The following is a 23,979-nucleotide window of genomic DNA, read 5'->3' on the forward strand; positions in this document are numbered from 1 at the left end:
CCCCGGCTGAAAATTCAACCGCAGAGAGCAGAGAATAGAAGCGAATGTACATCCTGCCCAGTGCCAAAAAAACACAATATATAAAAATAAATCGGCACAGCGTCCCACGTCCAACACCGAAGCATACAGGAACCAGATCGGCACAGCGTTCCACAACCAACACCGAAGCATACAGGAACCAGATCGGCACAGCGTCCCACATCCAATACCCAAGCATACAGACACAAGTCAATACCCTCCCCTCATCCACAACCAAGAACTCCTTAAAAAAAGCCTGAGGGGTGTGCAGAGGGGCCGCGGCTTTGCGGCCCCTTTGCGGTTTTCCTTTTGCACAAAAAAATAGCTCCTACATCGCAAAGATGTAAGAGCTAAATTCGCTGGATGGAGAAGGATTCGAACCTTCGAAGGCGGTGCCAACAGATTTACAGTCTGCCCCCTTTGGCCACTCGGGAATCCATCCGTGAACAACAAATGTATTATATATAACATTTGATAAAATTGCAAGCTTTTTCTCAAAAAAAATAATAATTCTCATAGCATCAGCATTTTTGGTAAAATACTGGACTTACCAAAGGAAATCTGCTATTATGAGTACGGTTGGATATAAAGGACACGGTTTTTCCGTATCCTAATACAGGTTAGGAGGATTTTATCATGTTAGTAAACGCAACAGAAATGCTGAAAAAAGCAAAAGCAGGCCATTATGCAGTTGGTCAGTTCAACATCAACAACCTTGAGTGGACAAAAGCTATCCTTCAGACAGCTCAGGAGCTCAACTCTCCTGTAATCCTTGGTGTTTCCGAGGGTGCCGGTAAATACATGACAGGTTATAAGACTGTTGTAGGTATGGTTAACGGTATGATGGAAGAGCTGAACATCACTGTTCCGGTTGCTCTTCATCTTGACCACGGCAGCTATGATGGATGCCTGAAATGTGTTGAGGCTGGTTTCTCTTCCATTATGTTCGACGGATCTCATTATCCGATCGATGAGAACGTAGCTAAGACTAAAGAGCTGGTTAAGATCGTTGCTGAGCACAATATGTCTCTTGAGGCAGAGGTTGGTTCCATCGGTGGCGAGGAAGACGGTGTTATTGGTATGGGCGAGTGCGCTGATCCTGAGGAGTGCAAGAGAGTTGCAGATCTTGGAATCAACTTCCTTGCAGCTGGTATCGGTAATATTCACGGAAAATATCCGGCTAACTGGCAGGGCTTAAGCTTTGAGACTCTGGATGCTATTCAGAAACTGACAGGAGATATGCCGCTTGTTCTTCACGGTGGTACAGGTATCCCGGCAGACATGATCAAGAAAGCGATCAGCCTTGGCGTTTCCAAGATCAATGTAAATACAGAGTGCCAGCTTGCATTTGCTGAAGCTACACGTAAATACATTGAAGAGGGTAAAGATCAGCAGGGTAAAGGATATGACCCACGTAAGCTTCTTGCACCTGGAGCAGAAGCGATCAAAGCTACTGTTAAAGAAAAAATGGAGCTTTTCGGATCTGTCAATAAAGCATGATGAATCGAAAATAATATATGAAAGAAGCCGGAATGGGAGCAAGCCTGTTCCGGCTTCTTTTTTCATGATAAAATATCAATATTTTTACTATATAAAAAAATCAACATGTTTCTTGATTTTTTTATATAGTGAAAATGACCTCTTCGATTTACAATAATATCAAGTTAATCGAGAAGCTGATTTGAAGCCTATCGGTCAGGAATATGCGAAATGGACGTTTTAAGCATATCCGCGAAACAAATTGAATATCATATAAGGTAAAGGAGAGGTACGATTATGAGAATGAAAAAAGCAACAGCATTTGGTCTTGCAGCTTTAATGGCAGCTACCATGATCCCGACAGTTCCGGCTATGGCAAAAGGGGATGACAGTGAAGGCTCTGTTTACTATCTGAATTTTAAACCGGAGCAGGCAGATCAGTGGTCAGACCTGGCAAAGAAATACACCGATGAGACTGGTGTACCGGTTACGGTCGTTACAGCTGCTTCCGGAACTTATGAGTCTACTCTGAAATCAGAGATGGCCAAGGATGAGGTTCCGACACTGTTCCAGGTTAACGGACCAGTTGGACTTGCATCCTGGAAGGATTATTGCTATGACCTGAAAGACAGCGATGTTTACAAAAATGTGGAGAGTGACGATTTCGTACTGAAGGATGACAGCGGTGCAGTTGACGGTATCGCCTATGTAATTGAAACATATGGACTTATTTACAACAAAGCGCTTCTTAAGAAATACTGTGAGATGGATGGCGCTGTGATTAAGTCTGCAGATGAGATCAACAATTTTGAGACATTAAAGAAGGTTGCAGATGATATCCAGGCTAAGAAAGATGACCTTGGAGTTGACGGTGCATTTACTTCCGCAGGCTTTGATTCTTCCAGTGACTGGCGCTTCAAGACACACCTTGCAAACCTTCCAATCTATTATGAGTACAAAGAAGACGGAATCACATCCACAGATGCGATCAAAGGAACCTATCTTGACAACTTCAAGAACCTGTTTGACCTTTATATCACAGATTCTACCTGTGAGCCAAGCCTTCTTTCCAGCAAGACTATCGATGATGCAAATGCTGAATTTGGTCTTGGAGAGGCTGTGTTCTATCAGAATGGAACCTGGGCTTATGATAACATCAAAGATAATGAAGTAGCAGATGAGGATATGGGAATGCTTCCAATCTACATTGGTGTTGATGGTGAAGAGGACCAGGGACTTTGCACAGGCAGTGAGAACTACTGGTGCGTAAACAAAAAAGCAGATGAGAAGGATATCCAGGCAACTCTTGATTTCCTCAGCTGGGTTATCACAAGTGATGAAGGAAGAGAATCTATAAGCAAGGAAATGGGATTTACAACACCATTCAAGACCTTTGATGAGAATTATGAGTCTGCAAATCCGCTTGTAAAAGCAGCCGACGAATATGTAAAAGCTGGTAAAACTCCGGTTTCATGGAACTTTACAACCATGCCTTCTGAAGAGTGGAAAAACCAGGTCGGCAGTGCAATGCTTGAGTATGCACAGGGTACCGGCGAGTGGGATGCTGTGAAAACTGCATTTGTTGACGGATGGGCAAAAGAGTACAAAGCAGCAAATGAAGGCTGATAAGGTATAACTGAAACGTGATCACGAAGGGGTGGGCGGTTTCCGCCTGCCTCTTTTAATGAAGAGAGGATGCGTAAAGTAGGGAAGGGTGCATCCTCAGGAGAAAGGAAGAGAAAACATGCAGAATAAGATGATGAAAAAGTATTTTCCGGTTTTTGTCCTGCCTACCCTGCTGGCATTTACCATTGGATTTATCGTTCCCTTTATCATGGGTGTATATCTTTCCTTCTGTAAATTTACCACAGTAACGGATGCAAAATTCGTGGGATTACAGAACTATGTGAAGATTTTTACTGAGGATGGAACCTTTGGACATGCATTATGGTACACTACCGCATTTACGGTGGTATCAGTAGTTCTGATCAATGTGATCGGTTTTGCAGTTGCGTTGCTTCTGACCAAGAAGATCAAAGGAACCAATATATTCCGTACCGTATTTTTTATGCCAAACCTGATCGGTGGAATCATCCTTGGCTATGTATGGCAGCTTCTGTTAAACGGTCTGCTTCTTCAGATCAATAAAACACTTACATATTCTTCTGTTTACGGATTCTGGGGCCTTGTGATCCTGATGTGCTGGCAGCAGATCGGATATATGATGATCATTTACATTGCAGGTATCCAGAATATCCCGGGTGAACTGATCGAGGCTGCACAGATCGATGGTGCGAACAAAGGACAGCTTCTGAAGCATGTGATCATTCCTATGGTCATGCCGTCCATCACCATCTGTACTTTCCTGACACTTACCAACTCCTTCAAGCTTTTTGACCAGAACCTTGCTCTTACAAATGGTGAGCCTTCCAATATGTCAGAAATGCTTGCACTGAATATTTACAATACCTTCTATGGACGTACCGGATGGGAAGGTGTAGGACAGGCGAAGGCCGTGATCTTCTTTATCCTGGTTGGAGCAATTGCCATGATCCAGAATCGTCTCACAAGAAGTAAGGAGGTACAGCAGTAATGAATAAAAAAGTAAAATTCAGCGGTCTGTGGACTGCGATCCTGAGTGTGGTATCTGTTGCTTATATTTTCCCGATCCTTCTGGTTTTGATCAATTCTTTTAAGAAAAAAGCATACATTAGCCGTTATCCCTTTGCAATCCCAACGGATAAAATGTTCGTAGGTCTGGAAAACTATGTAAATGGTCTAGCAAAAACCGGATTTTTCCAGGCATTTGGATGGACATTATTTATCACAGTATTTTCTGTTGCGGTAATTCTGCTCTGTACCTCCATGTGTGCCTGGTACATCAACCGTGTTACCAACACGCTGACAAAAACCATGTACATGCTGTGCCTGTTTTCCATGGTCGTACCATTCCAGATGGTAATGTTTACTCTTTCCAAGATTGCAAACATCCTGAAACTGAATACTCCGTGGGGACTGATCATCATTTATCTTGGATATGGAGCAGGACTTGCGGTATTTATGTTCAGCGGTTTTGTAAAATCCATTCCGATCGAGATCGAGGAAGCTGCCATGATCGATGGCTGTACCCCGATCCAGACATTTTTTAAAGTGGTTCTTCCGGTTATGAAACCGACCTGTGTAACTGTAGCGATCCTGGAAACCATGTGGATCTGGAATGATTATCTTCTTCCATATCTGGTACTTGATATCAAGAAATATAAAACCATTTCCATTGCCATCCAGTATCTGAAGGGCGGTTACGGAACCATTGATATGGGAGCGATGATGGGCGTTCTTGTCCTTTCCATCATTCCGATCATTGCCTTCTATCTTGCATGCCAGAAATATATCATTGAAGGTGTGGTTGCAGGAGCTGTTAAGGGCTGACAAATTAGTTGAATAATGTTAAAATGAAAGAAAAACGGCCTGATCTGCGTGCTTTTACGTGGATCAGGCCATATTTGGCGAGGTGAGGAATGTACAGAGTTTTGGTGGTAGATGATGAAAAACTGGAACGTGACGGAATCCGCTTTCTTCTGTCTATGGAGGAGGGAGAGTGGGAGATTTATGAGGCGGCTAATGGCAAGCTGGCATTAAATGAGCTGAGAAAGCATCCGGTGGATCTGATGCTGACAGATATCAAAATGCCGCATATGGATGGTCTGGAGCTTTCAAAAAAAGCAAGAGAGGAATATCCGGATCTGGAAATTATCATTTTCAGCGGTTATGGAGATTTTGCTTTTGCTCAGGAGGCGATCCGCTATGGTGTGACGGATTATGTACTGAAACCGGTGGATCCGGACCGCTTTCATGACACCATACAGAAGATCCAGAAGGAGATCGCATCCCGGAAAAATAAAGAGCAGCAGTCCATAAAAGAAAAGAGCTTTCTTCAGCAGTATTTTTTGCTGGGCTACATTTATTCCGGAGATCAGGAGCGTCTGAAGGAAGCGGAAGGAATTGTGGATTTTTCTGTCTGGGAGCAGTGGCACTGTGCAATTCTTATTGAATCGGATGAAGCTTTTTTTGATTCTGCCAGTGATGAGGTTCCCCTTGAGATCCGGGAAGAGCTTCGCCGTTCTTTCTTCTATTTGAATCTTAATGGCCGTCAGTCTTTGCTTCTTTTTAAGGATGTGTACTGTGATTATGTCCTTGTGGCAAAAAATGTCTATAATCTTCTGAAGCGCCTTCATCCTGTTCGCTTTCATCTGGCTGTAAGCCGGCGTTTTGACGGATATCAGAAACTGCCGGAAATCATGGAACAGCTGGAGCAGCAGATGGAAGAAAAATTTTATCATCCGGATATCCATGTCTACACCAGCGAGGAGGACGAGGAAAAAAATACCGGAGAAGAGGAGCAGGATTCCAGGCTTATGGAAAAAATCTCAGAAGATATTTCCAGAAAGGATGTGAAGCAGCTGTGGAGCCATTTCCGCAGCCTGGCATCCAAATATCAGTCCAATACCCAGTTTTCGGCCATGTATGTGAAATTTGTTTTTTCCAATGTGATAAGGGAGCTGTTTCAGGAGAACCGTTTTGCCGGAGAGCACAGGCTGGATCTGGAGGTGGATCATCTGTATGGCTGTTCTACCATTCAGGAGATCATTGAGGTTACAGAAAAAAATATCCGCCAGTACGAGGAGTTCCTGGACCGTTCCATGAGCGAATCCAGAGATGAGGTGGCAGCAGTAAAAAATTATATTTACAATCACTATGCGGAAGATCTGAATCTGGAAACACTGGCAGAAAAAGTATATCTTTCTTCTGGCTATCTCAGTTTTATTTTCAAAAAGGAGACGGGGATGAACCTGAATCGTTTTATCCGTGTGTTCCGCATGGAAAAGGCCAAGGAGCTTCTGCGAACCACCAACATGAAAGTAGCCATGGTCAGCGAGCAGGTAGGATTTGCCAATTCTTCGTATTTCTGCCGGAGCTTCCGGGAATATTACGGAAGCAGCCCGGAGTCCTATCGGAAAGGAAACAATGAGGATGAAGAGTCTTCTGAAGAAGTATAATGATATGAAATACCGGTACAAGCTGACAAATCTTCTTGTGGTGGTATCCCTGGTGCCGATGACTGTGTTGGCACTGTACAGTCACAGTCGTATGAGTAGTCTTGTACGGAAAAATGAGATGGAAGATATGTACTCCATTTTGGAGCAGACCAGAGAAAACATTGACGGGCAGATCGAAATTTATGCCAGCCTTTTGAATTATCTTACCTATTCTCCTGAAATCCAGGAGGTGATCTTCAACAAAGATATGGATCGTTATACTGCATATGAACAGTATACGGAAGTTGTGGATCCGCTGTTGACGGTGCCGAAATCCTACCACGAAGCAATTCTGGGGATACATCTTTTTGCAGAAAGCATTCCCGTGCGCCATGAATATACCTTGGCCCCGCTTTCAGAGGTTGATGGGGAATGGTGGAGTGACAAATTAAATAATACCGTGACGGTTCAGTGGATCGTGGATCGGGATAATCGTCAGATCGCGGCAGTTAGGGAAATATATGATGGTAAGATCAGGGAGGCTGTGCTCTGCATTTCGTTGGATTACGGAAAAGTATTCCAGCCTCTGGCTAATATTATTGAACGGAATTCAGGAGGCTTTGTGGTGGATGATCAGCAAAATATCGTCTATCATGGAGAAAATCTGGCGGCCAGTGATATTTCAGCACAGAAAGAAACCGCAAAAAAGCTGGATCGTCTGAGGGAAGAATATACCTATGTCAGCAGCAGCGGACATGAAACAAGATGGACCTATTATTTTTACAAACCTCCGGCTGTGATCGAGAGCTCGGTTTCAAAAGTGTTGATCAGTGAGATCCCACTGATCGGCTTCTGTGTTGTGATCATCATTGTGCTTGGAATGACGTTTTCCAAGCTGTTTACCAGAAAGATTGAACAGCTTACCAGAAATATGGAACAGGTGAACCAGGGAAGCCGTGAAGTTACGGTTTACAGTGATTCCGGAGATGAGGTAGGGCAGCTGGTGAGAAGCTTTCACCATATGATGGATGAAATTAATCGACTGATCGAAGAAGTGTATGAAAATAAGATCGCTCTGAAGGAATTTGAACTGAAAGCGCTGACTGCCCAGATCAATCCTCATTTTCTTTATAATTCTCTTTCTATTATAAACTGGATGGCGATTAAGAGCCGTCAGAAGGAGATCAGCCGTGTGACACTGGCATTATCTACATTTTACCGGACAGCGCTCAGTAAGGGAGCAGATATGGTGACTGTGGAAACCTGTATTCGGAATATCGAAGCTTATCTGGAAATCCAGCTGATCATGCATGACAATGATTTTAAGGTGGAGTGGAATATCGATCCGTCTGTGCAGCAGGAGCTGGTTCCGAAGCTTGCCCTGCAGCCCATCGTTGAGAATGCTCTGGAGCATGGCCTGGATGTGAAGGAGGAAGGGGAAAAGCTTCTGAAACTTTATTTCTTTGAAGAGAATGGAGATGTAGTGATCCGGGTTGAAGATAACGGAATAGGGATGGAGCAGGAGCAGGCAGAAAAGCTGCTCACATATCAGGCAAAAGGCTATGGCCTTAAAAATGTCAATGACCGTATGTGCATTTTATATGGAGAGAAATATGCCATCCGGATCCTGAGCAAGGTAGGTGAGGGGACAAGCGTTGATATGAGGATCCCGAAAGAGGTAAAAAAAGATGAGACTTAGTCTGGGAAAAACAGTGGTGTTTCTGAGTACGATACTGAGCCTGGCACTTTTGACGGGGTGTTCTTTAGGAACTGCAGAAATGGAAAAAACAGATATAGATGTTCTGTCCGAAAAGAGCAGTAAGAGCTGGGAACAGGCAGAAACCACGCCTCTGGGGAAATATCCGGAGCTTGTAACTTATACTCTGGGACAGATGAAAGGGGCTAATAATTCTAATCTTCCGGACGGGCAGACTTATGAGGACAATGCATATACCCGGTATCTGAAAAAAACACTGAATATTCAGAATAAGAATGTTTTTATGGAGAGTGAGGAGCGGTATGACGAAGCCCTGAACATCCAGGTCAAAGATCGGAATCTTCCGGATATTTTTCTGGTGTCGGACAGGGAAACTCTGGAAGAACTGGTTGAAAATGATCTTATCGAGGATCTGACGGAAGTATACAAAAGCTGCGCTTCCGATAAAATAAAGGAAATGTATGAGAGCTATGGAGAGGAACTTTTGGCATCCGGGACTTTTGACGGAAAATTGTATGCACTTCCAGAGACTGCCATTGATGATGGGCCGCAGCTTTTATGGCTGAGACGTGACTGGATGGAGCAGCTGGGACTGAAAAAACCGAAGACTCTGGAAGAGGCTTTTTCAGTGATCCGTGCGTTTCAGGAAAACCGGATGGGTGCAGAGGATGGTGAAGATCCTGTGGGACTTGTCTGTGATCCTAGACTTGTGGGCACGGTCAGCACCAGCTATTCGGTGGACTCTGTGTTTGAAAAGTTCGGGGCATATCCGCAGCAGTGGATTGAAAATGCAGATGGAGAAATTGTCTATGGATCGCTGACGGAGGAGACAAAGGAGGCTCTGGGGTATCTCAGAGCGCTTTACAGGCAGGGAATACTGGATTCGGATTTTGCTTTACGTGCACAGAATAATATCCGTGATCTTGTGGTGAATGGAAAATGCGGAGCGTTTTTCGGGCTCTGGTGGACTCCGAATAATCCTCTTATGGATGAGTATCGGAAGAATAAAGAGGCAGACTGGGAACCGTATTATCTGACTGCGGATGTAAAGCGGACTGTGGAGGTATACTCTACGTTTCGAGATAATAAATATGTAGTTGTGCGTAAAGGGTATGAGCATCCGGAGATCGCAATGAAGATTTTAAGTGTGTTGTTTGACCATTCCAGATATGAGGCAGAGGATGCGGATGAAATGAATACTTATTTTGCTTTGAATGTGGATCCTACGGCGCGTCCGCTAATGATCAATGTAGATTATAATGAGGCTACCTATATAGTGACAAAGCATATCCGTGAGGTTCTTTACAGTCTGGGCGATGAGAAGACCAGGGAGGATCTCAGTGCCATTGAGGCGTCTTATTTTGATGCGTGTAAGGAGTATCTTGAGGCGGAGGTGCCTTCGGTAGAGGCCTGGGCGGCGTATAAGTCCAGGATTTCGGCGGTGGGGCTTCTGGTGGATGCGAATTACCGTGCTCCGGAGAAGAAGTATCTTGGGGATGGTGACGGGGAGATTCCTCAGACTTTGCGTTTGCTGGAGAAGAACGCATTTATCCAGATCATTATGGGGAGGATGCCTGTGAGCTCTTTTGACTCTTTTGTGGAAGATTGGTATCGTAAGGGTGGAGACAGTCTTACGGAGCGGGTCCGGGAAGGGCTTGTGGACTCGTGAGGCGGATGTATAGAGGGACGCCGGAGGAAGGTGGCATCGCTCCGGGGTGGATGTTGTCGGGATTTTGTGAGGCGGATGTATAGAGGGACGCCGGAGGAAGGAGTCATCGCTCCGGGGGTGGATGTTGTCGGGATTTTGTGAGGCGGATGTATAGAGGAACGCCAGAGGAAGGTGGCATCGCTCCGGGAGTGGATGCAGTCGGGGATGTTTTTGAGGTTTTGAGAGGTGGATGTGGTTGAGGGACGCCAGAGGAAGGTGGCATCGCTCCGGGAGTGGATGCAGTCGGGGATGTTTTTGAGATTTTGAGAGGTGGATGTGGTTGAGGAACGCCAGAGGAAGGAGTCATCGCTCCGGGAGTGGATGCAGTCGGGGATGTTTTTGAGATTTTGAGAGGTGGATGTGGTTGAGGAACGCCAGAGGAAGGTGGCATCGGGCCGGGCAGGGACTCCGTCGGGGGATACTACTAGGGCTCCGTGAGACGGCTAAAAGCATTGCGGCAGGGCCAGAACTCGCCTGCGGCTCAGACAGCAGGCCCTGCCGCAATAACGCCGTCTCCCGCAGCCCAAGTAGTAATCACCCCTCCTCCGCAGCAGTCCGGCCCGATGCCACCTTCCTCTGGCTGACGCTTCCAACCGACAGGAAAAAGCCAGAGCATGGGACAGAAGCAAACATCAAAGAAACATCAAAGAATTCAGAATACAGAAACCAGATCGGCACAGCGTACCACCATAAGTACCGAAGAATACAGAAACCAGATCGGCACAGCGTACCACCATAAGTACCGAAGAATACAGAAACCAGATCGGCACAACGTTCCATTCTGAGTACCGCAGCATACAGACAAAAGTCAACAACGCAGCACACACAACAACGCAGAACTCTTTCCGTGCCCAACGGGGTGGGAGCGCGAGGGAGGGCGTTCGGGCTACGGAACTCTGAGATCGCCTTCCCTCGCACTTACCGCATTGAAAATGCGACCGGCGTAGCGCCATCCAGCGAAGAGACTTATCATTAAAAAAACAACACAATAAACAACAATAAAAATAATCCTAAAAATTACAAATAAGAATAAAAAAATTGTTCTATAAAAATAAACTTCCAGGAAAATCTAAAAAAATTGAAATTTATGGTTGACAAGCATAACTCCCAGTGGTATTATAACTGAGCTGTCGCAAATAATTGTTTTCAAAAAACAAACAATTAAAAAGAATTTCAGAAAAATGAAATTCACAGTTGACAAAAGACAGAAGATGTGATAAAGTATCCAAGTCGTCAACGAAACGACAACAAAATCTTAACTCAAAAATGTTTGAAAAAAACTCAAAAAAGTGCTTGACAAACAAAAAGAGATGAGATAAAATAAGCGAGCTGTCTGAGAGACAGACGCAACAAACCTTGATAACTAAACAGTGAAACACATACGATTCTCGAAAATTTCTTTACATTTAAAGAACGGTTTAAACAAACCAAAAGCAGTAAAAACGAGAGATAGCCAAACGGTTGTCTTGAGTAAATGAATCAAACACTTCTTAAGCCTTTGGCTTAATCAGTGTGAGTCGCAATTAAGTTGATGCGAGCATCACTGAATTGCTAACACATTTTATCAGAGAGTTTGATCCTGGCTCAGGATGAACGCTGGCGGCGTGCTTAACACATGCAAGTCGAACGGGAAACCTTTTATTGAAGCTTCGGCAGATTTAGATTGTTTCTAGTGGCGGACGGGTGAGTAACGCGTGGGTAACCTGCCTTATACAGGGGGATAACAGTCAGAAATGACTGCTAATACCGCATAAGCGCACAGAGCTGCATGGCTCGGTGTGAAAAACTCCGGTGGTATAAGATGGACCCGCGTTGGATTAGCTGGTTGGTGGGGTAACGGCCCACCAAGGCGACGATCCATAGCCGGCCTGAGAGGGTGAACGGCCACATTGGGACTGAGACACGGCCCAGACTCCTACGGGAGGCAGCAGTGGGGAATATTGCACAATGGGGGAAACCCTGATGCAGCGACGCCGCGTGAAGGAAGAAGTATCTCGGTATGTAAACTTCTATCAGCAGGGAAGAGATTGACGGTACCTGACTAAGAAGCCCCGGCTAACTACGTGCCAGCAGCCGCGGTAATACGTAGGGGGCAAGCGTTATCCGGATTTACTGGGTGTAAAGGGAGCGTAGACGGATGGACAAGTCTGATGTGAAAGGCTGGGGCTCAACCCCGGGACTGCATTGGAAACTGCCCGTCTTGAGTGCCGGAGAGGTAAGCGGAATTCCTAGTGTAGCGGTGAAATGCGTAGATATTAGGAGGAACACCAGTGGCGAAGGCGGCTTACTGGACGGTAACTGACGTTGAGGCTCGAAAGCGTGGGGAGCAAACAGGATTAGATACCCTGGTAGTCCACGCGGTAAACGATGAATGCTAGGTGTCGGGTGACAAAGTCATTCGGTGCCGCCGCAAACGCATTAAGCATTCCACCTGGGGAGTACGTTCGCAAGAATGAAACTCAAAGGAATTGACGGGGGCCCGCACAAGCGGTGGAGCATGTGGTTTAATTCGAAGCAACGCGAAGAACCTTACCAAGTCTTGACATCCCTCTGACCGACTCTTAACCGAGTCTTTCCTTCGGGACAGGGGAGACAGGTGGTGCATGGTTGTCGTCAGCTCGTGTCGTGAGATGTTGGGTTAAGTCCCGCAACGAGCGCAACCCCTATCCTCAGTAGCCAGCATTTAAGGTGGGCACTCTGGGGAGACTGCCAGGGATAACCTGGAGGAAGGCGGGGATGACGTCAAATCATCATGCCCCTTATGATTTGGGCTACACACGTGCTACAATGGCGTAAACAAAGGGAAGCGAACCCGCGAGGGTGGGCAAATCCCAAAAATAACGTCCCAGTTCGGACTGTAGTCTGCAACCCGACTACACGAAGCTGGAATCGCTAGTAATCGCGGATCAGAATGCCGCGGTGAATACGTTCCCGGGTCTTGTACACACCGCCCGTCACACCATGGGAGTCAGTAACGCCCGAAGTCAGTGACCTAACCGCAAGGAAGGAGCTGCCGAAGGCGGGACCGATGACTGGGGTGAAGTCGTAACAAGGTAGCCGTATCGGAAGGTGCGGCTGGATCACCTCCTTTCTAAGGAAAAAGTAGAGTAATTGAAATGTGTTTTACTGTTTAGCTATCAAGCTGAAAGATTTCTGGTGCCGATGCGGTTGGGGGACACACCCGTTCCCATCCCGAACACGACGGTTAAGACCCAATCGGCCGATGGTACTGCACTGGAGACGGTGTGGGAGAGCAGGTGGGCGCCAGATTAAAAAGAAAGAAACAGGCGAAGCTGCCTGATAAAAATAGAACGGGCACTGGAAAGTGAGCTCTGTTGGAAACAGAGTGGAACCAGAAGATTTTCGATAAGTCCGGTGCTAACCCTAAATCAGTCGGGAAGAACTGTTATAATAGCTGGTTTTTACCAGTGATCAGAGTTTACAAAAACAGTTTGTGAGTTCTGATGGCTGATAAAACATCAGTCAGCATTGTACCTTGAAAACTGCATACATGAGATTTGATTAAGTTAATCAAATATCCTTAAACGCAAAGTATTAAGAAATTAATGCAAACGCAAAGATAGGAAGACATCGATTTATCTGTTATGAACAGAGTAATCAAACACATGTCGGAAGATACGAGAGTATCGGAAGACACGAGAATCAAGAGACCGCATCACCTACGCTAGGGTGATGTTAAGCGGCAAGCAGATCATCCACAGGAAGATCCACTTGCATGCTAAGGCAAAAGGTCAAGCAATAAGGGCACAGGGCGGATGCCTTGGCACTAAGAGCCGATGAAAGACGTGATAAGCTGCGAAAAGCTTCGGGGAGGAGCAAATATCCCGTGATCCGGAGATGTCTGAATGGGGAAACCCGCATGAGCAGACCTCATGCATCCATACGCCAATCCATAACGTATGGAAGGGAACCCGGGGAACTGAAACATCTAAGTACCCGGAGGAAAAGAAAGAAACATCGATTCCGTAAGTAGCGGCGAGCGAACGCGGAGGAGCCTAAACCGGTGTGCGTGCATGCCGGGGTCATGGACTGCATTTAAGATTCAGCGAAGTTAACAGAACGGTTTTGGGAAAGCCGGCCGGAGAGGGTGAAAGCCCCGTACGTGAAAACAGAGCTGACTGAGCAGGATCCGGAGTACCACGAGACACGAGGAACCTTGTGGGAAGTAAGGGGGACCACCCCCTAAGGCTAAATACTACTTAGTGACCGATAGCGCATAGTACTGTGAAGGAAAGGTGAAAAGGACCCCGGGAGGGGAGTGAAAGAGAACCTGAAACCCTGTGTCTACAAGCTGTGGGAGTGCCTTATGAGCACGACCGCGTACTTTTTGTAGAACGGTCCGGCGAGTTACGCTTACTGGCAAGGTTAAGCACTTCAGGTGTGGAGCCGTAGGGAAACCAAGTCTTAAGAGGGCCAGAGTCAGTAGGAGTAGACCCGAAACCGGGTGATCTATCCATGTCCAGGTTGAAGCTGCCGTAAGAGGTAGTGGAGGACCGAACCCACATCCGTTGAAAAGGGTGGGGATGAGGTGTGGATAGGGGAGAAATTCCAATCGAACCCGGAGATAGCTGGTTCTCCTCGAAATAGCTTTAGGGCTAGCCTCGGTGTGAGTCTTGCGGAGGTAGAGCACTGAATTTCCTAGGGGGCGTCAAAGCCTACCGAAGAATATCAAACTCCGAATGCCGTGTAGATATCACCGGGAGTCAGACTGCACGAGATAAGTTGGGCGGTCAAAAGGGAAAGAGCCCAGACCTACAGTTAAGGTCCCAAAGTGCGCGTTAAGTGGAAAAGGATGTGGGATTTCGAAGACAACCAGGATGTTGGCTCAGAAGCAGCCATACATTCAAAGAGTGCGTAATAGCTCACTGGTCGAGAGGTCCTGCGCCGAAAATGTCCGGGGCTGAAACGCGCCACCGAAACTAAGGAATCTGAAAAGATTGGTAGAGGAGCATTGCATGCGGGAAGAAGCAGTACCGGAAGGAGCTGTGGACTGCATGGAAGAGAGAATGCCGGAATGAGTAGCGAGATAGAGGTGGGAATCCTCTAGGCCGAATATCCAAGGTTTCCAGGGTAAAGCTGATCTGCCCTGGGTGAGTCGGGACCTAAGGTGAGGGCGGGAGCCGTAGCCGATGGACAACAGGTTGATATTCCTGTACTGCAGTATGACAGAACTGTGGGGACACGTAAGGAGAGCGGGAGCCGGGAATGGAAAGCCCGGTACAAGCGAGGTACCAGTATGGTAGGAAAATCCGCCATGCAATGGGAAGACGTGATGTGGAGTGAATTTTAGTAACGAAGCCCGTGAGCCATGCGTCAAGAAAAGCCGCTATCGTTCATATTGTACCCGTACCGTAAACCGACACAGGTGGATGAGGAGAGAATCCTAAGGCCGGCGGAAGAAGTATTGCCAAGGAACTCGGCAAAATGGCCCCGTAACTTAGGGAGAAGGGGTGCCTGCGAGAGCAGGCCGCAGAGAATAGGCTCAAGCAACTGTTTAGCAAAAACACAGGTCTATGCGAAACCGAAAGGTGAGGTATATGGGCTGACGCCTGCCCGGTGCTGGAAGGTTAAGAGGAGAGGTTAGCGGTAACGCGAAGCTTTGAATTTAAGCCCCAGTAAACGGCGGCCGTAACTATAACGGTCCTAAGGTAGCGAAATTCCTTGTCGGGTAAGTTCCGACCCGCACGAAAGGCGTAATGATTTGAGCGCTGTCTCGGCAATACATCCGGTGAAATTGAAGTGCCAGTGAAGATGCTGGCTACCCGCGCCAGGACGGAAAGACCCCATGGAGCTTTACTCCAGTTTGGCACTGGGGTCCGGTGTTGCATGTACAGGATAGGTGGGAGGCTGAGAAACGGTAACGTCAGTTGCCGCGGAGCCGCTGTTGGGATACCACCCTTGTGATATTGGGCTTCTAACCAGCCGCCGTGAACCGGCGGTGGGACAATGCCAGGCGGGGAGTTTGACTGGGGCGGTCGCCTCCGAAAGGGTATCGGAGGCGCCCAAAGGTTCCCTCAGAATGGACGGAAACCATTCGAAGAGTGCAAAGGCAGAAGGGAGCTTGACTGCGACACCGACGGGTGGAGCAGGTACGAAAGTAGGGCTTAGTGATCCGGTGGTATTAAGTGGGAATGCCATCGCTCAACGGATAAAAGCTACCCTGGGGATAACAGGCTTATCACTCCCAAGAGTTCACATCGACGGAGTGGTTTGGCACCTCGATGTCGGCTCATCGCATCCTGGGGCTGTAGTAGGTCCCAAGGGTTGGGCTGTTCGCCCATTAAAGCGGTACGCGAGCTGGGTTCAGAACGTCGTGAGACAGTTCGGTCCCTATCCGGCGTGGGCGCAGGATATCTGAGAGGAGCTGTCCTTAGTACGAGAGGACCGGGATGGACGGACCGCTGGTGGACCGGTTGGCTTGCCAAAGCCATGGCCGGGTAGCCAAGTCCGGAAGGGATAAACGCTGAAGGCATCTAAGCGTGAAGCCCCCCTCAAGATGAGATATCCCATTCTTAGTGAAGTAAACCCCCTTGAAGACGACGAGGTAGATAGGGCAGGGGTGGAAGTGTGGTAACACATGGAGCTGACTGTTACTAATCGGGTGAGGGCTTGACCAAAAAGCCGAGGAAGCGGGCAGGAAACAGCAGGAATGGATCGGAACAAGCTTGCTTGTGGAGAACCATTTATGGTACAGACTGAACATTTGCGAAGCAAATGACATCGAACGACGGAGTCGTGAGATGACCCCCGCTGGAGTAGCCTAAAGAACAGGCGATGCAGCTTTAGCTGCGAGCCCGTGAAAAAAGGTGAATCGGTACGCAGGTTAAAATTGATTCAAAAAAGATTAACGATCATCAACAGAACATGTATGTAGTTTTGAATATACAATCGTAAAAAGTGGCTTAAGCAGCCACTTTTTTATTACCCATAAAAACTGTCCCCTAAAAAAACATAAAAATTGCCCCTTGTAATATACCCAAACAAGCGGTACTATAACATCCAAGTTATTACATTCCTACATTAATACAATCATACATTAAAGTAATAACAAAGGTAATAACGAAACGAGAGGGGAATTATTATGAACACACAGAACAACACAGTAGTTAAACTTGCAGAAACTGCGTTATTAGCAGCTTTATGTTATGTATCCTTCACATTTCTGCAGATTAAGATCCCGGTGCCGGGCGGAGACGCAACATCCATTCATATCGGAAATGCTTTCTGCGTACTTGCAGCACTGCTTCTGGGTGGTGTATATGGCGGACTTGCCGGAGCTATCGGAATGGGAATTGCAGATATCATGGACCCTGTTTATATCACAGGCGCACCGAAAACCTTTGTACTGAAATTCTGTATCGGTCTGATCGTAGGTCTTGTGGCACACAAGGTTGCAAAGATTAATGAGAGTACAGATAAAAAATATGTTTTCAAATGGAGTGTGATCGCATCTGTCGCAGGACTTGCATTTAACGTAATTGCAGATCCTATCGTAGGATATTTCTACAAACAGTACATTCTGGGACAGCCACAGGAACTGGCACAGGCGCTTGCAAAAATGAGTGCGGCGGCAACCTTTATCAATGCAGTTGTATCTGTAATTCTGGTAGCGATCATCTATAATGCAGTACGCCCGGTACTGATCAAAAGTCATCTGATCACAGTTACCAACAACAAAAATCAGGTTGCGTAAAACGACATACTAAAAAAATAATAGAAAACAAGAAATAACACAAGACAGCGAAATGGAAGTTAAGATCCATTTCGCTGTTTTTTTATGCGGGTATAGGATCATTTTTTATATGGTCATCCTCACATGGAAAACAAATTTCGGAACGACTAAGTTCTGTTTTGATGTATCTCCATGGCAGTGATTGCTGCAGTACTTTCTTTCGTATTGATCAGATCTTTGTAGATAAAAGAAAGTCTGTATTCATTCTGATATTCCAGAAATGTAACCCCCATCTTTTTCTTGAATATTATATTACAGACGAGAGTCGTATGGTGGAGTAAAAAGATACAAAAAAAACGGAGATTTATCGTTATAAAGACTATTGAAAATAAAAGAAGTTTGTAGTAAGGTAGTAGCTACAACGCTTACGAAAGGGAAGAATGTTTCGGGTGGGCAGTCTTCTTTTTGTGGAGAATTTTGGATGAAGGAAAACGAAAAACAAGGGGGAAGAATTTATGGAGAAGGTAAAAGAGAAATCTTCTTTTTTCCGAAAGTTCGTAGGAGATAAGAGGTTTTATCTGATGGTACTGTCTATTGCAGTACCGATCATGGTACAGAACGGGATCACAAATTTTGTCAGTCTTCTGGACAATATTATGATCGGTCGTATCGGTACCGAACAGATGTCTGGAGCGGCGATCGTCAATCAGCTGATCTTTGTATATAATCTATGTATTTTCGGCGGTGTGTCCGGAGCGGGAATTTTTACAGCACAGTATTTCGGACAGAAGGATCATGAGGGTGTCCGCCAGACACTTCGTTATAAACTGTGGATGGCAGTGATTCTGACAGCGATCACCATTATACTGTTTCTGACAGCAGGGGGTTCACTGATCAGCATGTATTTAAAAGGTGACGGGACCGCACAGGAGATCAGGGATACTCTTATTTATGGGAAACAGTATTTATGGATCATGCTTCTGGGACTTCCGCCATTTATGATGGTGCAGGTCTATGCAAGTACCTTACGTGAATGCGGTGAGACCGTACTTCCGATGAAGGCCGGGATCGTGGCAGTGCTGATCAATCTGATATTTAATTATCTTCTGATCTATGGAAAATTCGGATTTCCGGAAATGGGAGTAAGAGGTGCGGCTGTTGCCACAGTGCTCTCCAGATATGTGGAAGCCTGCATTGTCCTGAGCTGGACACATAAGCATACAGAAAAGAATATTTTTGCACAGGGACTGTATTCAACATTAAAGGTTCCGGCGAACCTGACAAAGAAGATACTTATTAAGGGAACCCCGCTGCTTCTGAATGAGACTTTATGGGCAGCTGGAGTGGCCATGCTGACACAGTGTTATTCAGTCCGTGGACTGAACGTGGTTGCGGGATTAAATATTTCCAATACCATCAACAATGTATTTAATATCATATTTATCGCACTTGGAGATTCGGTAGCCATTGTTGTAGGACAGCTTCTGGGGGCAGGTAAGATGAAGGAAGCCAGAGATACGGACAACAAGATGATCGCATTCTCTGTGTTCTGCTGTACCTGCGTGGCAGCTGTGATGTTTGTAATGGCACCACTGTTTCCAAGGCTTTACAATACCAATGCTGAGGCACGTACTCTGGCGAAATATTTTATTATGCTCACAGCATTTTTCATGCCGCAGAATGCATTCCTGCATGCAACATATTTTACTTTGCGTTCCGGTGGAAAGACCATCGTTACATTTCTGTTTGACAGTGTGTTTATCTGGGTGGTAAGTGTAACGATTGCATTTACCTTAAGCCGTTTTACAGGTCTGCCTGTACTTGTGATCTACGCAATGGTCCAGGCAGCGGATATGATGAAATGTGTCATTGGATTTATCCTTGTAAAAAAAGGCGTATGGCTTCAGAATATCGTTTCATAGAATTTTTTGAAATCTTCCGGGAGGGGTGCTTCCAGGGAGATTTCTTTTTTGGCATTTTTGTCATGATGCATGGAAGCCCGGGTGTCGGAAGCAGATTCATCAATTGAAAATGGAAGTTGAAATTTAAGCTTCCATGCGTGGAGTGCAGCCCGGGAAAACGGATTCGATATGTCCGATAAACAGTACAGAGAATCGCCCAGAAGAGGATGCCCGAGAGATGCCATGTGTACACGGATCTGATGGGTACGGCCGGTTTTCAGACGGAGCATCACAAGAGAAGCCGGAGCTGCTGCGTCAGGGCCGGTAGATTTCAGAACAGAATAAAGGGTTTCTGCATGTTTGCTTCCGGGAAGCGTGCCATCTGTGGATACGACCATTTTCAGACGGTTATCCGGGTCAGGTGCAAGGGGAACGGAGATCCTGTGAAATGATTCATCTTCATCCACAGGCATGAAACCGGAAACTGCAGCCAGATAGATTTTCTCTGAAATCCCTTCTTCACGCTGATTCTGTAATCTGGCGGCAGCAGTTTGGTTCCTGGCAAAGAGCAGGATACCGGAGGTTTCTTTATCCAATCGTCCGATAGACCGGATTTTGGTAGGCTCTCCTTTGGAACGGAAATAGGAAGCCACCTGGTTGGCGAGACTGTCACTGTAGTGAGAACCGGAAGGGTGAGTGACAATCCCGGCAGGTTTATTTATGGCGAGGATATCCTGGTCTTCGTATATGATCGCCAACTCAGGAAGAAACTGTGATGTTGCAGCCGGTGAATGATAATTGTGAGAATTGACATCAGAACCTGCAAATTCTGAAGCTGCGGAATCAGAATATGAAATTGTGTCTGCGGAGAACTGGAAATTGTGATTGGACAAATTGACAGTAAAGGATGAAGATTTCAGCTGGGCAGAATCCACATCGTCCGCTTCCAGGCATACTATGATCTGATCCCCGGGATAAGCGGTTTCCGTTACCCGGCACTGTTGTCCGTTTTTCCGGATACCACCGGGACGGAACTTCGCCTGGCTGATCTGCTTTTTTGTAAGACCTGCCTGCGTGCGGAGAAAGCGGGAGACAGGTGCCGGAACAGCTGTTTTCGGGATATAGATAGTAAGATAGCGGTTCATTGTGAGGAATCCTCCGATTCTATTAAATTAATAAATATTTGCAGGAATTTGGATGCAGGAGATTTTTACTTATGCTGATAATAAAAAACAGCAACTTGAGTCCGATCCCTCAGCTGCAGTTTATCCAGAATGGAACTGAGATAATTTCGTACCGTTCCCTCACTGAGAAACAGTTCTGTGGCAATCTCCTTATTGCTGTATCCGTTGGCGATCAGCCGGATGATATCCAGCTCCCGTTCGCTGATGTTTCTGGAAGCATAATCAAATCCGTCGGAAGACTGCAGGAGTTCAGGGATTTTGGATATGATCTCTGTGCCGAATACGGTCTGGCCGGAGTAAACCGCCTGAAGAGCCGGAAGAATGCTGGTATGATCCTGCTTCAGAAGATAACCCTTTGTGCCGAGGCGGAGGGCTTTTACAATATATTCATCATCGGAAAAAGTAGTCAGAAGAAGAATTTTTGCCTCCGGAAATTCGCCCAGGATCTTTCTGGAAGCTTCCAGTCCGTCCATTCCTTTCATACGGATATCCATCAGAAGAATATCCGGAAGATACTCTCTGTACAGAGAGCAGGCTTCTTCACCATCAGAGCCGGTGGCAGTCACTTCGATATCCGGGTTTGCCTCAAGAATGGTTTTTAGTGCTCCTGCAACCAGGCAGTCGTCGTCTACGATTATAATTTTCATGTCAAAATCTCCTGTTTATGAGTTATAAAAAATAAATTTACAGATCAGAAAAAACAGACGGATCCAATATGCCGGGAAAGTATTTTGATCAAATCAGGAAGGTTTCCGGCAAAGTGAGAAATATCTGTCTGATTCAATTAGAAACAGATTTCGGGATCGTCACAAAGATCCGAAAACCATTCTCCTGCGTAATCTGGACCGTACCGCCCAGCGCCTTTGCACGGTCACGGATATTGGACAGTCCCATACCACCGGAAGTATTTTTGGACTTATTGCTGTCTGATCCAGTTTGAATATCCGGAATTCCATTTTCCGGTGTCCCATTATCCTCAATGCACAATTGATAAAGTGCAGGATGCTCCCGCAGAAGAATATCCACAGAATCCGCATTACTATGCCGCATCACATTGGAAAGCCCTTCCTTTGTAATACTGATCAGACTGTATTTCACCTCTCTTGGAATCTGCCTGGACATATCATAAGTAAGACTCACCGGGCAGAAGGTGAAATCCTTTACAAGTCCTTTTATGGTATCTTCCAGATTTATCGCATCGTCATGAAGATCATGTACACTGGAACGGATGCTGTTCATAGCACCGTTCAGGGATTCTTCCAGATTTCCAAGCAGAGGATCAAGAGAATCATTTTTGTTGATGGTTTTGCAGGCAGCAGTCATAAGGATAGAACGGGATAGTACATGTCCCACATTATCATGGATCTCTCTGGCAATTCTGTTTCGCTCGCGCAATGTAGCAGCATAAATCTCGTAATCCTGTTTTTCCAGAAGTGCCTTGTTTTTTTCAGAAAGAAGAAGCGTATGTTCCTCACTGTCATCCCGGATCTGATGGAAATCCTGGTAAAGAGTCTGATATTTTCCGGCATAGAACCAGAGAAAAAATGAGAGAACGAAACCAAAAATCCCAAGCTGACAAAGAACTGCCGCAAATCTATTGATCTGAAAAACCAGAAATCCCCAAAGTGGAAGCTCAGCCACTGCCAGAGGAAAAAGCCCGGCAGATAAGGTCTGATACAGCAGCAGCGGGAAAAACAGAAGAAGATCCGAAAACCACAGGGAACATAATCCAAAGATCACATAGCTTCCTGCAAGAACCGGAATGATATTTCCGGCGGGTTTCAATACTGGCAAAGAATTGTGTGAACAGGATTCTGTTTTACATACCCTGCACAGATAAGTAATGCAGCAAAGGATCACCGCAAAAAGGAGGGCAAACACAAGAGCCTGATCTGCAGGCACATAAAAAAATGTTAAAGTACTGTATAAAAGCAATAGTATGGAATCTGTAAAATAACGCATAAAAAATATACCCTCCTTTCTCAGAATTACAGCATTTTCCGAAAGTCAGGCAGATAACCGGCTAAAATTATCGTATTCTGTTCCGGGAGAACCCCTTTTGCTGCACAAATTTCTGAAATCAATGTGCCTTTATTATAATATACCGGTTCCTTCCCTGTAAAGAAAATCTATCCTTCTGAAAAAGACATGACATTTGTCATTCGCAGGTGGTGACATTCAACACTTGGAGCAGACAGAAGAAAAGGATATAATGGCATCATAGAAGAAATATAAATTTCTGCAAAAAAGACATAAAAGTCCTGTTTAACGGACTGTAAAAAAGGAGGAAAACATATGCCACAGAGTATGGTCCACATAGAAAATCTGGTAAAACGATACGGTGATCTTACCGCACTGAATCATCTGGAACTGGATATCCGGGAGGGTGAGATCTTCGGATTACTTGGTCCCAACGGCTCGGGAAAGACAACGGCCATCAGCTGCCTCTTGTCACTTCTGAAATATGACAGAGGTGAAATAAAGATATTCGGAGAAGAGATGAAGCCGGACAGCTATAAGCTCAAGGAACAGATTGGGATCGTGCTTCAGAATGTAGCCGTTTTTGATGAGCTGACAGTGCAGGAAAATATCGATTATTTCTGCGGTCTTTACATACGGGACAGGAAACGGAGAAAAGAGCTGGTGGAGGATGCCATTGAATTTACAGGTCTTGAAGATTTCCGCAAAATGTACCCGAAGAAGCTTTCCGGGGGTCTTTTACGAAGATTGAACATTGCCTGCGGGATCGCCCACAAGCCAAGACTGATCATTATGGATGAGCCGACGGTAGCTGTAGACCCACAGAGCAGAAACAAGATTCTGGAAGGGATCCAGACGCTGAACAACCAGGGCTCCACCATTATCTACACATCCCATTACATGGAAGAAGTGGAGCAGATCTGTACCAGGATCGCCATCATGGATCACGGAAGAGTCATCGCTCAGGGAACAAAGGAAGAATTGAAGCAGATGATCAAAACAGGAGAGACCATCACCGTAGAAGCCATTGCCCTGGAAGAAAAAAATCTCCGGGATATCCGCACACTGGCGCATGTGTTTGATGTGCAGTATGAAAAACAGGTGCTGGTCGTGCGCTGTACCGATGCGAAGCATAACCTGATCCGTCTTCTTAATTATCTGCAAAGCCAGGATATTTCTTTTGGAAGAGTCTTTTCCGAACTGCCTACATTAAATGATGTCTTTCTGGAGATCACCGGAAAACAGCTGAGAGATTAGGAGGGA

The 23,979-nt window shown here is 46.0% G+C and carries 13 protein-coding genes, 1 tRNA gene and 3 rRNA genes; 13 read left to right on the plus strand and 4 right to left on the minus strand.

Going from position 1 to position 23,979, the window contains the following annotated elements:
• Positions 1 to 378: 378 nt before the first annotated feature.
• Positions 379 to 460 (minus strand) — tRNA-Tyr (locus tag V9W66_RS15465).
• Positions 461 to 654: 194 nt separating this feature from the next.
• Between V9W66_RS15465 and fba the strand changes: the two genes are divergently transcribed.
• The 12 genes from fba (at position 655) to V9W66_RS15525 (ending at position 19,573) form a co-directional block, all read left to right on the plus strand.
• Positions 655 to 1,518: a class II fructose-1,6-bisphosphate aldolase gene (gene fba / locus V9W66_RS15470; protein WP_144094464.1), complete on the plus strand. Its 864-nt coding sequence runs from the start codon at positions 655 to 657 to the stop codon at positions 1,516 to 1,518.
• A gap of 276 nt (positions 1,519 to 1,794) precedes the next feature.
• A complete protein-coding gene (locus V9W66_RS15475; RefSeq protein ID WP_144094462.1) occupies positions 1,795 to 3,123 on the plus strand; it encodes an ABC transporter substrate-binding protein in 1,329 nt (442 codons plus the stop codon).
• Between the two features lie 118 nt (positions 3,124 to 3,241).
• The gene (locus tag V9W66_RS15480; RefSeq protein ID WP_110104281.1) at positions 3,242 to 4,090 is read left to right on the plus strand and encodes a carbohydrate ABC transporter permease; all 849 of its coding nucleotides are present in this window, start codon (positions 3,242 to 3,244) and stop codon (positions 4,088 to 4,090) included.
• The gene (locus V9W66_RS15485) at positions 4,090 to 4,926 is read left to right on the plus strand and encodes a carbohydrate ABC transporter permease (protein WP_059085411.1); all 837 of its coding nucleotides are present in this window, start codon (positions 4,090 to 4,092) and stop codon (positions 4,924 to 4,926) included. Before V9W66_RS15480 ends, V9W66_RS15485 begins: the two co-directional genes overlap by 1 nt.
• A gap of 89 nt (positions 4,927 to 5,015) precedes the next feature.
• Positions 5,016 to 6,554: a response regulator transcription factor gene (locus V9W66_RS15490; protein WP_144094457.1), complete on the plus strand. Its 1,539-nt coding sequence runs from the start codon at positions 5,016 to 5,018 to the stop codon at positions 6,552 to 6,554.
• Positions 6,529 to 8,232 (plus strand): sensor histidine kinase, encoded by a 1,704-nt coding sequence (locus V9W66_RS15495; protein WP_144094455.1) that lies wholly within the window; start codon positions 6,529 to 6,531, stop codon positions 8,230 to 8,232. Before V9W66_RS15490 ends, V9W66_RS15495 begins: the two co-directional genes overlap by 26 nt.
• Complete coding sequence (locus V9W66_RS15500) at positions 8,222 to 9,919, plus strand: extracellular solute-binding protein (RefSeq protein WP_144094453.1); 1,698 nt, start codon at positions 8,222 to 8,224, stop codon at positions 9,917 to 9,919. Before V9W66_RS15495 ends, V9W66_RS15500 begins: the two co-directional genes overlap by 11 nt.
• Positions 9,920 to 11,519: 1,600 nt before the next feature.
• Positions 11,520 to 13,049, plus strand: a 16S ribosomal RNA gene (locus tag V9W66_RS15505).
• A gap of 61 nt (positions 13,050 to 13,110) precedes the next feature.
• A 5S ribosomal RNA gene (gene rrf, locus V9W66_RS15510) occupies positions 13,111 to 13,228 on the plus strand.
• A 480-nt stretch (positions 13,229 to 13,708) separates the two neighbouring features.
• Positions 13,709 to 16,596, plus strand: a 23S ribosomal RNA gene (locus V9W66_RS15515).
• Together the 16S, 23S and 5S rRNA genes form the textbook arrangement of a ribosomal RNA operon.
• 464 nt (positions 16,597 to 17,060) lie before the next feature.
• A complete protein-coding gene (locus tag V9W66_RS15520) occupies positions 17,061 to 17,672 on the plus strand; it encodes an ECF transporter S component (RefSeq protein ID WP_129976152.1) in 612 nt (203 codons plus the stop codon).
• Between the two features lie 494 nt (positions 17,673 to 18,166).
• Positions 18,167 to 19,573, plus strand: coding sequence for an MATE family efflux transporter (locus V9W66_RS15525; protein WP_144095119.1), 1,407 nt, complete (start codon positions 18,167 to 18,169; stop codon positions 19,571 to 19,573).
• Here the strand turns inward: V9W66_RS15525 and V9W66_RS15530 are convergent.
• The 3 genes from V9W66_RS15530 to V9W66_RS15540 form a co-directional block, all read right to left on the minus strand.
• Entirely contained in the window at positions 19,555 to 20,697 is a 1,143-nt protein-coding gene (locus V9W66_RS15530; RefSeq protein WP_144095117.1) for an RluA family pseudouridine synthase, read from the minus strand. The genes V9W66_RS15525 and V9W66_RS15530 overlap by 19 nt on opposite strands.
• A 65-nt stretch (positions 20,698 to 20,762) precedes the next feature.
• On the minus strand, positions 20,763 to 21,383 hold the full coding sequence (locus V9W66_RS15535) for a response regulator (RefSeq protein WP_114001699.1): 621 nt from the start codon (positions 21,381 to 21,383) through the stop codon (positions 20,763 to 20,765).
• A gap of 133 nt (positions 21,384 to 21,516) precedes the next feature.
• The gene (locus V9W66_RS15540; RefSeq protein WP_144095115.1) at positions 21,517 to 22,698 is read right to left on the minus strand and encodes a sensor histidine kinase; all 1,182 of its coding nucleotides are present in this window, start codon (positions 22,696 to 22,698) and stop codon (positions 21,517 to 21,519) included.
• Between the two features lie 345 nt (positions 22,699 to 23,043).
• On the opposite strand from V9W66_RS15540, the gene V9W66_RS15545 reads away from it, so the two are divergent.
• The gene (locus V9W66_RS15545; protein WP_144095121.1) at positions 23,044 to 23,973 is read left to right on the plus strand and encodes an ABC transporter ATP-binding protein; all 930 of its coding nucleotides are present in this window, start codon (positions 23,044 to 23,046) and stop codon (positions 23,971 to 23,973) included.
• Positions 23,974 to 23,979: the final 6 nt, after the last annotated feature.

Origin of the sequence: Blautia massiliensis (ex Durand et al. 2017) (genome assembly GCF_051861785.1) — a bacterium.
GTDB classification, from domain to species: Bacteria; Bacillota; Clostridia; order Lachnospirales; family Lachnospiraceae; genus Blautia_A; species Blautia_A luti_A.

Bases quoted from the DNA above. Each gene is read 5' to 3' on its own strand.
- fba (WP_144094464.1), top strand. From the start codon at position 655: ATGTTAGTAAACGCAACAGAAATGCTGAAAAAAGCAAAAGCAGGCCAT.
- V9W66_RS15475 (WP_144094462.1), top strand. From the start codon at position 1,795: ATGAGAATGAAAAAAGCAACAGCATTTGGTCTTGCAGCTTTAATGGCA.
- V9W66_RS15480 (WP_110104281.1), top strand. From the start codon at position 3,242: ATGCAGAATAAGATGATGAAAAAGTATTTTCCGGTTTTTGTCCTGCCT.
- V9W66_RS15485 (WP_059085411.1), top strand. From the start codon at position 4,090: ATGAATAAAAAAGTAAAATTCAGCGGTCTGTGGACTGCGATCCTGAGT.
- V9W66_RS15490 (WP_144094457.1), top strand. From the start codon at position 5,016: ATGTACAGAGTTTTGGTGGTAGATGATGAAAAACTGGAACGTGACGGA.
- V9W66_RS15495 (WP_144094455.1), top strand. From the start codon at position 6,529: ATGAAGAGTCTTCTGAAGAAGTATAATGATATGAAATACCGGTACAAG.
- V9W66_RS15500 (WP_144094453.1), top strand. From the start codon at position 8,222: ATGAGACTTAGTCTGGGAAAAACAGTGGTGTTTCTGAGTACGATACTG.
- V9W66_RS15520 (WP_129976152.1), top strand. From the start codon at position 17,061: ATGAACACACAGAACAACACAGTAGTTAAACTTGCAGAAACTGCGTTA.
- V9W66_RS15525 (WP_144095119.1), top strand. From the start codon at position 18,167: ATGGAGAAGGTAAAAGAGAAATCTTCTTTTTTCCGAAAGTTCGTAGGA.
- V9W66_RS15530 (WP_144095117.1), bottom strand. From the start codon at position 20,697: ATGAACCGCTATCTTACTATCTATATCCCGAAAACAGCTGTTCCGGCA.
- V9W66_RS15535 (WP_114001699.1), bottom strand. From the start codon at position 21,383: ATGAAAATTATAATCGTAGACGACGACTGCCTGGTTGCAGGAGCACTA.
- V9W66_RS15540 (WP_144095115.1), bottom strand. From the start codon at position 22,698: ATGCGTTATTTTACAGATTCCATACTATTGCTTTTATACAGTACTTTA.
- V9W66_RS15545 (WP_144095121.1), top strand. From the start codon at position 23,044: ATGGTCCACATAGAAAATCTGGTAAAACGATACGGTGATCTTACCGCA.